Source organism: Sphingomonas sp. PAMC 26605 (assembly GCF_000241485.1).
GTDB lineage: Bacteria > Pseudomonadota > Alphaproteobacteria > Sphingomonadales > Sphingomonadaceae > Sphingomonas.
Map to the genome: position 1 here is coordinate 788,876 of NZ_JH584241.1, position 10,143 is coordinate 799,018.

10 protein-coding genes are annotated in these 10,143 nt (G+C 67.5%); 7 read left to right on the plus strand and 3 right to left on the minus strand.

Annotated elements, in window-relative coordinates; all coding sequences use genetic code 11:
• The first annotated feature begins 84 nt into the window (after nucleotides 1-84).
• The 3 genes from RH90_RS03485 to RH90_RS03495 are packed head-to-tail and all read left to right on the plus strand — an operon-like array spanning nucleotide 85 to nucleotide 1,675.
• Nucleotides 85-876 (plus strand): LysR family transcriptional regulator, encoded by a 792-nt coding sequence (locus tag RH90_RS03485; RefSeq protein ID WP_010183910.1) that lies wholly within the window; start codon nucleotides 85-87, stop codon nucleotides 874-876.
• On the plus strand, nucleotides 873-1,403 hold the full coding sequence (locus RH90_RS03490; RefSeq protein WP_010183911.1) for a GNAT family N-acetyltransferase: 531 nt from the start codon (nucleotides 873-875) through the stop codon (nucleotides 1,401-1,403). The genes RH90_RS03485 and RH90_RS03490 overlap by 4 nt, the downstream gene beginning before the upstream one ends.
• Complete coding sequence (locus RH90_RS03495) at nucleotides 1,400-1,675, plus strand: hypothetical protein (RefSeq protein ID WP_010183912.1); 276 nt, start codon at nucleotides 1,400-1,402, stop codon at nucleotides 1,673-1,675. The genes RH90_RS03490 and RH90_RS03495 overlap by 4 nt, the downstream gene beginning before the upstream one ends.
• 63 nt (nucleotides 1,676-1,738) lie before the next feature.
• Here RH90_RS03495 and RH90_RS03500 read toward each other — a convergent pair whose 3' ends face one another.
• Together RH90_RS03500 and parE are read right to left on the minus strand one after the other, a co-directional pair.
• Nucleotides 1,739-3,082 carry a serine hydrolase gene (locus RH90_RS03500; RefSeq protein ID WP_010183913.1) on the minus strand — a complete coding sequence of 448 codons (1,344 nt, stop codon included), beginning with the start codon at nucleotides 3,080-3,082 and terminating at the stop codon, nucleotides 1,739-1,741.
• Between the two features lie 82 nt (nucleotides 3,083-3,164).
• A complete protein-coding gene (gene parE, locus RH90_RS03505) occupies nucleotides 3,165-5,147 on the minus strand; it encodes a DNA topoisomerase IV subunit B (RefSeq protein ID WP_010183914.1) in 1,983 nt (660 codons plus the stop codon).
• Nucleotides 5,148-5,307: 160 nt separating this feature from the next.
• On the opposite strand from parE, the gene RH90_RS03510 reads away from it, so the two are divergent.
• Complete coding sequence (locus RH90_RS03510; protein ID WP_010183915.1) at nucleotides 5,308-6,177, plus strand: outer membrane protein; 870 nt, start codon at nucleotides 5,308-5,310, stop codon at nucleotides 6,175-6,177.
• 172 nt (nucleotides 6,178-6,349) lie between these two features.
• Here RH90_RS03510 and RH90_RS03515 read toward each other — a convergent pair whose 3' ends face one another.
• Nucleotides 6,350-7,096 carry a GcrA family cell cycle regulator gene (locus RH90_RS03515; RefSeq protein WP_010183916.1) on the minus strand — a complete coding sequence of 249 codons (747 nt, stop codon included), beginning with the start codon at nucleotides 7,094-7,096 and terminating at the stop codon, nucleotides 6,350-6,352.
• A 63-nt stretch (nucleotides 7,097-7,159) separates the two neighbouring features.
• Between RH90_RS03515 and RH90_RS03520 the strand changes: the two genes are divergently transcribed.
• The 3 genes from RH90_RS03520 to RH90_RS03530 all read left to right on the plus strand — a co-directional run bounded on the left by RH90_RS03520 (nucleotide 7,160) and on the right by RH90_RS03530 (nucleotide 10,079).
• The gene (locus tag RH90_RS03520; RefSeq protein WP_037492612.1) at nucleotides 7,160-8,008 is read left to right on the plus strand and encodes an ABC transporter permease; all 849 of its coding nucleotides are present in this window, start codon (nucleotides 7,160-7,162) and stop codon (nucleotides 8,006-8,008) included.
• A 53-nt stretch (nucleotides 8,009-8,061) separates the two neighbouring features.
• Nucleotides 8,062-8,757, plus strand: a complete 696-nt coding sequence (locus RH90_RS03525) for a membrane protein (RefSeq protein WP_010183918.1) — start codon at nucleotides 8,062-8,064, stop codon at nucleotides 8,755-8,757.
• A gap of 122 nt (nucleotides 8,758-8,879) precedes the next feature.
• Entirely contained in the window at nucleotides 8,880-10,079 is a 1,200-nt protein-coding gene (locus RH90_RS03530) for an aspartate aminotransferase family protein (protein ID WP_010183919.1), read from the plus strand.
• Nucleotides 10,080-10,143: the final 64 nt, after the last annotated feature.

Here is a 10,143-nt window from a genome sequence, read left to right on the forward strand (position 1 = left end):
CTCGCGCTTTCCGGCGAGCGTGCCGCTCGTGGAAAGCGCGCGCCGACCCCTCGATCCCCTCCCGCAAGCGGGAGGGGAAGAAGAATGAAGCGCACGCACCTCCCGCTCAACGGCTTGCGCGTACTCGACGCCGCCGCGCGGCACCTGAGCTTCACCCGCGCCGCCGACGAGCTCGCCGTTACCCCCGCCGCGGTCGGCCAGCAGATCCGCGCGCTCGAGGATACGCTCGGCGTCGTGCTCTTCCGCCGCACCACCAAGGGCCTCGAACTAACCCCCGAGGGCGAGGCCGGGCTCGCCCCGCTGCGCCACGGCTTCCTCCAGTTCGAGGAGGCCGTCCGCGCGATGCAGGCCGGCCAGACGAGCAAGTCGCTGACGATCGCGGCACCGCGCGACCTGACCGAGAAATGGCTGATGCCGCGCCTCGCCGATATCGCGCGCGCCGATGCCGAATTGCGCTTCGTGCTGATCTCGGCCGACGAGACGATCGACTTCACCGAAGCCAATCTCGATCTCGCGATCCGCTGGAGCGACGGCCCGGGCGGGCATGAGGGCGAGGCGATCGCCTCGGCCGGGATGGTGACGGTCGCGGCCGCGGGGGGTGGCGTCGATACGCGGATCGCCTGGCCCGGCTGTATCGATGGCGAAGCGCCCGCGCTCGTCCGAGTCGGCGATGCCGGGCTCGCGCTCGACGCCGCGGCGCAGGGGTTGGGGCGCGCGACCGTTCCCGAACTGCTCGCCGCCGCCGATTTGGCCAGCGGCCGAGTCGTCGCGATCGGTGAAGCCACGGCGTACCGTCTCGGCTACTGGCTCGTCGCGCCGACTCCGCAATGGCGCCAGAAGAAGGTCAAGGCACTCGTCGCCGCGCTGACGACATGAGGTCGGTGCCGACCTTCGACACGCCGCGCCTGCACCTGCGCGAGCGGACCGCGGAGGATGCCGACGCGCTGTTCCCGAGCTTCGCCGATTCGGGTCTGATGACCTATTGGTCGCATGGCCCGCACACCTCGGTCGAGGAAACCCGCGCGCGCTTCGCCGAGCCGTTCGACGGGTGGCGCGCCTGGGCGATCACGCTCGCCGGCGACGACCATGCGATCGGCTTCGTCGCGGTGGGCGAGAAGCGCCAGCCCAACGTGTCCGAAATCGGCTATATGGTGGCGCGCGACCATTGGGGCTGCGGCATCGGGCGCGAGGCGGTCGCGGCAGTCCTCGACCAGCTGTTCCACGTCGAGCGACAGCGCCGCGTCTTCGCCGATACCGATCCCGACAATGTCGCATCGAACGCACTGCTCAAGGCGATCGGCTTCACGCTCGAGGGCCGGCTGCGCGACGAGTGGGAAACGCATATCGGTGTGCGCGACACCAATTTGTGGGGCTTGCTGGCAAGCGAATGGATCGATCGATGACGCAAGACACAGTTGCCGCGCCGCCCCCCGATCTCAATGATCCCGTCCAGCGCGCGGCCTATAGGGCCGAGCTGCGGATGGTCGCGCGGCCGATCCGCTGGATGGGCGTCGCGCTCGCCGTCGCGGGCGCATTGCTCGCGGCGCTCCGCGCGCGCTATTGGCCGCAAGTGCCGATGATCCTGCCGTTGTTCCTGCTCGGTGTCGCTGCGCTGCATCTGCTCGCCGGGATCGTCGTGCGCGCGAAATATCATCAGGCGCGGATGCGCGGCTGACGCGGTCGCTTCGGGACGGACGGGTCGAGCGAATCGTGGTCACCGGCAACGCCGTATTGGCGTTTACCCGCCGCTCGCCAGCAAGTCGGCAGCGCGGCTGACGAGCGCGACGAAGCGAGCGTCGTCGACGGCTGCGGCAGGGTTGTTCCAGCTCGCCGCCAGCGCGTACCAAACGCCGCCCCTGGACCGCAGCAGCAGCGTCATCTCGATCACCCCAGGCTCCGAGCCGCCCTTATAGCCGACATAGCCCCAGCGCGCGGCCTGCGCCGGGCCGACCCCGGGATTGATCGCGAGGATCGCGCGCGCTTCGGCACCGGGGCCGGTTTCGGTATTGCGGCGGATCCAGTCCATCGTGCGGACGAGGTCGGCGGGGCTGGCGAACCATTCGACGTCGAGCATGACCGGCACGCCGCGCTGGAACATCGCCGGGTCGATCGCGCTCAGCGGGGTTTCGGCGATCTCCGTGGCGAGCAAGGCGCGGCGCCCCTTTTCGTCGAGCGCCAGCCAGCGCTTGCCGAGCGCGCCGCTAGGCGTGCCCTTGAGCTTGAAGATGTCGAGCGTGCCGAGCAGCGGACGGTTGCGCGCGGCGTGGCGCCAGCCGATCACCGGCAGCATCGCCTCGACCTTCTCGCGCCCGAGCGCCGCGAGCAGCGCGTCGGTCGCGCTATTGTCGCGGATCGAAATCATCTTCTGCGCGAGCTCGCGCAGCGTGACCTTGGTGCCCGCGGGTTGCTGGGCATACTGACCGCCCGGCAGCGGCGACCCGTCGAGCGTGACCACGTCGTCCCAACGCCGTTCGCCGGCGTTGATCGCGCGGATCGCCTCGGACAGGATCGCGAGCTTGAACGCCGAGCCGATCGCGAAATCGGTATCGGCCTTGCTGCCATAGAGCGCGCGCGGCACGCCGTCGCCAATCCGTGCGAGCGAGAAACCGGCGGTCCCGGGAAGCGCGGCGAAGGTCGCGGCGATCTGCTCGAGCGAGGCCTCGCCCGAGGTCGTGCCGGTGACGAGCAGACCGATGATGCGATAGGGCGCGTCGGGCTCGACCGTCATCGTCATCATGACCGTCCCGCGCGCATAGCGCAGGCTGAGGCGCGCGGTCTGCGGCGTGGTCGCGACGAGCGACTCGATGCCGAACGGGGCGCCGAAGCCGTCCGAAAGTTGCGTTGCGACGGCACGGATCTTCGCGTCGGGAATTTGCGCTAGGAAGGCGGGCGCGAAGCTCGCGGCAGTGTCGCCGCCGCCCGCCAGGATCGGAATCAGCGCTTCGGCGCGCGTACGGAGGGGCTCGCTCGCCTTCGTCGGAGCGGCAGGCGGCGTCTGCCCAATCGCAGGCGCGGCGAGCCCGATCAGCGAAATCAGCGCAAGGATCGTCCGAATCGTGGTGCTTCCCCCGTGCGATAGCATGATGCGGAGGGTATCGGAGCAGCGCTGCGCCGGAAACCGAAATGGTGTTCCCGCGGTCCCGCCGCCAGCGTCGGAGCGGGGTTCAGGCGTCGATCGCCGCCTCGTCGAGCTGCGCGGCATTTTCCTGGATGAAAGCGAAGCGGTGCGCGGGATTGGTGCCCATCAGCCGATCGACCAGGTCCTTGGTGACGGCGCGCCCCTCATATTCCTGCGGCAGCGTGATGCGCAGCATCGCACGCGACTTTGGGTCCATCGTCGTTTCGCGCAGCTGCATCGGGTTCATCTCGCCGAGACCCTTAAAGCGGCCGATCTCGACCTTCTTGCCCTTGAACTCGGTGCGCTCGAGCTGCTCGCGATGCGCATCGTCCATCGCGTAGAGGCTCTTGGTGCCCGAGGTCAGGCGATAGAGCGGCGGCTGCGCGAGATAGACGTGCCCGGCGCGGACGATCTCGGGCATTTCCTGGAAGAAGAAGGTCATCAGCAGCGTTGCGATATGCGCGCCGTCGACGTCCGCGTCGGTCATGATGACGACGCGCTCGTACCGCAAATTCTCCGCGACGCAGGTCTTGCGCGTCCCGCAGCCGAGCGCCTGGATCAGATCGGCGATCTCCGAATTGGCGGCGATCTTCGCCATCGTTGCAGAGGCGACGTTGAGGATCTTGCCGCGGATCGGCAGGATTGCCTGCGTCTTGCGGTCGCGCGCCTGTTTCGCCGAGCCGCCGGCCGAATCGCCCTCGACGATGAAGATCTCGGTCCCCTCGGGGCCAGCCGAGGCGCAATCGGTGAGCTTGCCGGGCAGGCGGAGTTTTCGCGCCGAGGTCGCGGTCTTGCGCTTGACCTCGCGCTCGGCTTTCCGCGCGAGGCGTTCGTCCATCCGCTCGATGACATAGGTCAGCAGCGCCTTGCCGCGCTCCATATTGTCGCTGAGGAAATGGTCGAAATGGTCGCGCACTGCTTTCTCGACGAGCGGGGTGGCCTCGGGGGAGGAGAGGCGGTCCTTGGTCTGGCTCTGGAACTGCGGCTCGCGGATGAAGACCGAGAGCATCAACTCGCTGCCGGTCATGATGTCCTCGGCCGAGATGTCCTTGGCCTTCTTCTGCCCGACGAGTTCGCCGAACGCGCGGATGCCCTTGACCAAAGCGTTGCGCAGGCCGGCCTCGTGCGTGCCGCCGTCGGGGGTCGGGATGGTGTTGCAATACCAGCTGTACGAGCCGTCGCTCCACAGCGGCCAGGCGACCGCGCATTCGACGCGGCCGGCGCTGCCGGGGAAGTCCTGGCGGGTGACGAAGAAATCGGTCGTCGCGCATTCGCGCGCGCCGATCTGCTCGCGCAGATGGTCGGCGAGGCCGCCGGGGAACTGGAACACTGCCTCGGCCGGTGTGTCGTCACTGATCAGCTCGGGCGCGCATTTCCAGCGCAGCTCGACACCGGCGAACAGATACGCCTTCGAGCGCGCGAGCTTGTAGAGCCGGGCAGGCTTGAAGTGCATCTCGGGCCCGAAGATCTGTTCGTCGGGGACGAAGCTGACCGACGTGCCGCGCCGGTTGGGCGCCGCGCCGACATGCTCGAGCGGCCCCAGCGTCTCGCCGCGCGAGAAGCGCTGGCGGTAGAGCTCGCGGTTGCGCGCGACCTCGACCACGGTGTCGCTCGACAGCGCATTGACCACGCTGACGCCGACGCCGTGCAGGCCTCCGCTCGTCGCATAGGCCTTGCCCTCGAACTTGCCGCCCGAATGGAGCATCGACATGATGACTTCGAGCGCCGACTTGCCGGGAAACTTGGGATGCGGGTCGACCGGCATGCCGCGGCCATTGTCGACGATCACCAGCTTGTTGCCGAGATGGAGCTCGATCTCGATCCGCGTCGCATGGCCCGCGACCGCCTCGTCCATCGCATTATCGAGCACTTCGGCAGCGAGATGGTGATAGGCGCGCTCGTCGGTGCCGCCGATATACATGCCCGGACGCCGCCGGACGGGTTCCAATCCCTCGAGCACCTCGATCGAGGAAGCGTCGTAATCGGTCGGCTGATGTTTGGGGGTGGCGGCGAACAGGTCTTCTGACATGGCTTTGCTATAGGGCCGCGGTGGCGCCGATGCCAACCGCCGCGTCATCGTGAACCGGTGTGATATATTAACATCAACATGACAGAAAGTTCATGTTGATGCGGCCAAACCGGTCTTTCGCACGTCTCTCGGGCGCTGATCCAACACATCGGGAGTTTTCATGCGTACCAAATCTTTGCTCTCCGCCGCGACCTTGCTCGTCGCCGGCCTTGCTTTCGCCGCCCCAGCCATGGCGCAGGAAGCCGATCCCAAGCCGTTCGACGGCCTGTATGTCGGCGGCACCGTCGGCTTCGACGCGCAGCCCAACGACACGCGCTCGGCGATCCTGTTCGACCGCAATCTCGACGGCGCATTCACCGAGTCCGTGACGACCGCGACCGGCGCCAACGCCTTCGCCCCGACCACGGCGCAGCCCGGCGCAGGCTTCTGCAACGGCCGCGCGACGAGCAGCGGCAAGCTGACCGGCTGCACCAACGACAAGGACAATATCAGCTATTCGGGTCGGATCGGCTTCGACAAGCAGTACGGGCATCTCGTGTTCGGTGTCGTCGGCGAGTTCGGCAAGAGCCAGGTGCGCGACAGCGTGTCGGCGTTCAGCACCACGCCCGCGAGCTACACGATGACGCGCAGGATCGACTTCAACGCCAACGCCCGCCTGCGCGCCGGCTATGCGTTCGACAAGACGCTGTTCTACGCGACCGGCGGCGGCGCCTATGCGCGGACCAAGTCGAGCTTCGCCACGAGCAACACCGCCAATGCGTTTGCCGACAATGGCAGCAAGCATGACGCATGGGGCTTCGTCGCGGGCGGCGGTATCGAGCAGAAGCTCGGGCGGCATTTCTCGATCGGTCTCGAGTATCTGTACAACCAGTATAACGACAAGGATTACCGCGTCCGCGTGACGCGCGGGTCCGGGCCGGCGACCAATCCGTTCGTGCTGGCGCCCAACACCACGGGCACCGACTTCCGCCGCAACGATCCGAAGTTCCGCTGGAGCAGCGTCCGCGCGACGGCGAACTTCCGCTTCTAGGATTATTGATTCGTCACCCCGGGCTTGTCCCGGGGTCTACCGGGACGCTCGGTCTGCCTTGGCAGTTCACGCGGCACGGTGGGCCCCGGCACAGGGCCGGGGTGACGAAGTCAGCAAAAAGGGGCGCCCGGCATATGCCGAGCGCCCCTTTTCGTACCCGCTAGAAGAGCGATCAGCGCGCGCGCGGGCCGCCGAACGGCAGCGGCGGGGCAGGGCGGCGGTCGCGGCGCGGGAGCTGCGCTTGGTACGCATGGCCGCAATGCCCGACGCAATACGGGAAACCGGGGTTCACCTTGTCGCCGCAAAAGTGGAAGTCGGGCTCGCCCGGGTGACCGATCGGCCATTTGCAGATCTTGTCGTTGAGATCGAGCAGCGTCGTCTTGCCCGCCATCTCGGCCGATGGCTTGGCCGGCACCAGTCGGCGCGGCGGGGCGGGCGTGATCGGCGCCTGCTGCTCGCCGGGCGCCTGACGCAGAAAGCCGCCGGGGCCGACCGAGCGCAGGATCGGCGGGGCGGGGCGCACGACCGCGGGCGCCGTTTCCGTCTCGTCGGCATCGTCGTCGCTATCGGCCTCGACCGCGATCTCCTCTTCTTCCTCGTCCTCGATCTCCGCGACCGGGGGCGCTGCGACGACCGCAGGGCGCGGGGCAGGGGGAGCCGGCTTGGGCGCCGGTGGGGGCGGCGCGGCGGCCTTCGGCGGCGCTGCGGGAGCGGGCGCCGGGGTTGGCGCAGGCGCAGCGGCCGCGGCAGGATCGTTCGGCTTGACCGGCGACGGGCGCGACTGCAGCCCCAGGCGATGCGCCTTGCCGATCACGGCGTTGCGGCTGACGCCGCCCAGTTCCTCGGCGATCTGGCTCGCGGTCTGTCCCGCTTCCCACATCTTGCGCAGCGTATCGATGCGTTCGTCGGTCCAGCTCATTCAATGTTCCCAATCGTCATGCCGGGGTTGCGGGCGGCGGCGGCAGTCTTTAGCGACACCCCCATGAGCAGCCAGCCCCCAATCGGCGAAATTCGTGCCATGATGAACGCTCCCGGCGTTCCGGTCATCCGGAATGTCAATTGGGGCGGTCTTCGAACGCTCTATATCAAGGAGGTGCGCCGTTTCTTCAAGGTGCAGCTGCAGACGATCTGGGCACCGGCGATCACAACGCTGCTGTTTCTGATCATTTTCACGGTCGCGACCGGCGGAAAGCGCCCCGTGATGGTCGGCGGGGTGGCGGTGCCGTTCGCCGATTTCATCGCCCCCGGGCTGATCGTGATGGGGATGCTGCAGAACGCCTTTGCCAATGCGAGCTTCTCGCTGCTGGTCGGCAAGATCCAGGGAACGATCGTCGATTACCTAATGCCGCCGCTGTCGACGACCGAACTGCTCGTCGCGATGGTCGGCGGTGCGGTGACGCGCGCGATCTGCGTCGGGCTTGCCGTGTCGGTGGCGATGGCGCTGTGGCCGGGCGTTCACCTTGTACCGCATCACCCGCTCGCGATCCTGTGGTTCGGGCTGCTCGGCTCGGCGTTCCTTGCGCTGGTCGGCGTGCTGACCTCGATCTGGGCGGAGAAGTTCGATCATGCCGCCGCGGTGCAGAACTTCGTGATCGCGCCGCTGACGCTGCTGTCAGGCACTTTCTATTCGGTCGATACGCTTGCGCCGGCATTTCGCGCGTTCAGCCATGTGAACCCGTTCTTCTACATCATCTCGGGCTTCCGCTACGGCTTCCTCGGCACCGCCGACTCGCCCGTGCTGGTCGGCGGCGCGGTGATCCTCGCGATCGACGTCGCGCTCGGCATCCTGTGCTACGCGCTGCTGCGCTCGGGCTGGAAGATCAAGAACTGAGCACGTTCCTTTCGCAGCCGAATCGCGTATCGCCTTCATAACAGGAGGCATTGATGCGGATTTGGATCGGAATCGGGATGGGTCTGCTTCTTGCCGCGTGCGGCAAGCCCGCGCCGCAGCAAGCGCCGAGCGCGAGTGCGCAGGCGCCCCAGGCGCCGCAAATCCGGATCGCGCAGGTCGGCGGCACGGTCTTCGCCGCGACCGTCGGCGGATCCGGCAAGGTCGCCGTCCGCGCTGCCGAAGGTGTGCCGGGTGCGACCACGCCCAAGGGCGCCTCGAACGGCTATAGCCTCCTCGCCGATCTGTCGGCTGCCGATGCGGCGCGTGTTACGCTCGGCGCGGGCGCGCAGATCCGCTTTCCGGCGTTTCAGAACGATGTCGTCGTCGGCCGCGTGGTGAAGATCGCGTCGCCGCAGGACGGCAACGCCGTCGTCGAAATCACCTTGCCACGCGATTCGCGCTTCGCCGCTGGACAGGCCGCGAACGCGCGGATCATCGCCAAGGGCGCCGGCACGACGATGCTCGCGGTCCCGCCAAGCGCGATCCTTGGCCCGCATACAGGCGCGGCGGCGGTCTATGTCGTCGATCTGGCGACCGCCCGCGTGCAGCGGCGCGCGGTGACGCTCGGTGCGCAGACGTCCGACGGGATCGGCGTGAGCGCGGGGCTGCAAAAGGGCGAGTGGGTCGCCTTGACGCGCGTCGATCAGCTCCACGACGGCATGAAGATCGCACCGGTCGGTCCGTCGTAAGAGCGATTTGCCGGCCCATAACCGCCGGTTTGCCGCGCGGTGTTGCGCTTGCGGCGGCATCTTCGTAAAACGTGTTTCGGGCGACCGATTGGGTCGCCCTTTGCTTTTTCAGGAGACGGCCCGTGTCGACCCCCGCTTTGATGCCTGTGTACCCGCGGTGCGGCGTACGCCCGGTGCGAGGCGAAGGCTGCTATCTGTACGGCGAGCAAGGCGAGCAATATCTCGATTTCGCCGCCGGCATCGCGGTCAACGCGCTCGGCCACGGCCACCCCAAACTGGTCGAGGCGATCGCCAAGCAGGCGGCGACGCTGATGCACGTTTCCAACCTCTACGGTTCGCCGCAGGGCGAGCATCTCGCGCAGCGGATCGTCGAGAACAGCTTCGCCGACACGGTGTTCTTCACCAATTCGGGCACCGAAGCGGTCGAATGCGCGATCAAGACCGCGCGGCGCTATCACTATGCCAACGGCAATCCGCAGCGCACCACGCTGATCACCTTCAACAACGCCTTTCACGGGCGGACGATGGGGGCGATCTCGGCGACCAACCAGCCCAAGATGCGCGACGGCTTCGAGCCGCTGCTGCCGGGCTTCGCCTATGCGCCGTTCAACGATCTCGAAGCGGCGCTCGCGCTGATCGACGATACGACGGCGGGCTTCATGGTCGAGACGATCCAGGGCGAGGGCGGGGTGTCCGCCGCGACGACCGAGTTTCTGCAAGGTTTGCGCAAGGCGTGCGACGAGCACGGCTTGCTGCTCGTGCTCGACGAGGTCCAGTGCGGCTACGGCCGGACGGGCAAGATGTGGGCGTATGAGCATTACGGCGTCACCCCCGACATCCTGTCCTCGGCCAAGGGCATCGCCGGCGGTTTCCCGCTCGGTGCATGCCTCGCGACCGAGGAAGCGGCGAAGGGCATGGTCTTCGGCACGCATGGCTCGACCTATGGCGGCAACCCGCTGGCGATGGCGGCGGGCGAGGCGATCCTCGACGTGATGCTTGAACCTGGGTTCTTCGATCATGTGGCGGCGATGGGCGAGCGGTTGCGCGCTTCGGTCGAGCAGATGATGCCCAACCATGACGATATGTTCGACAGCCTGCGCGGCAAGGGGCTGATGTTCGGGATCAAGCTCAAGGACGCCGTCGTTGCGCGCGATTTCGTGGCGCATCTGCGCGATCATCACGGGTTGCTGACGGTCGCGGCGGGCGAGAATGTCGTCCGCGTCCTGCCGCCCTTGGTGATCGAGGAGGCGCATATCGCCGAGTTCGTCCAGAAGCTGAGCGACGGCGCGCGCAGTTTCGCTGCCGTCGCGGTCGCGGCGTGAGCTGCGCTTTCCAAATCCTCCCCCGGGAACCGGGGGAGGGGGACCATGAGCATTCAGCGAATGG

Coding starts and splice junctions, on each gene's coding strand:
- RH90_RS03485 (WP_010183910.1), top strand. CDS start 85: ATGAAGCGCACGCACCTCCCGCTCAACGGCTTGCGCGTACTCGACGCC.
- RH90_RS03490 (WP_010183911.1), top strand. CDS start 873: ATGAGGTCGGTGCCGACCTTCGACACGCCGCGCCTGCACCTGCGCGAG.
- RH90_RS03495 (WP_010183912.1), top strand. CDS start 1,400: ATGACGCAAGACACAGTTGCCGCGCCGCCCCCCGATCTCAATGATCCC.
- RH90_RS03500 (WP_010183913.1), bottom strand. CDS start 3,082: ATGCTATCGCACGGGGGAAGCACCACGATTCGGACGATCCTTGCGCTG.
- parE (WP_010183914.1), bottom strand. CDS start 5,147: ATGTCAGAAGACCTGTTCGCCGCCACCCCCAAACATCAGCCGACCGAT.
- RH90_RS03510 (WP_010183915.1), top strand. CDS start 5,308: ATGCGTACCAAATCTTTGCTCTCCGCCGCGACCTTGCTCGTCGCCGGC.
- RH90_RS03515 (WP_010183916.1), bottom strand. CDS start 7,096: ATGAGCTGGACCGACGAACGCATCGATACGCTGCGCAAGATGTGGGAA.
- RH90_RS03520 (WP_037492612.1), top strand. CDS start 7,160: ATGAGCAGCCAGCCCCCAATCGGCGAAATTCGTGCCATGATGAACGCT.
- RH90_RS03525 (WP_010183918.1), top strand. CDS start 8,062: ATGCGGATTTGGATCGGAATCGGGATGGGTCTGCTTCTTGCCGCGTGC.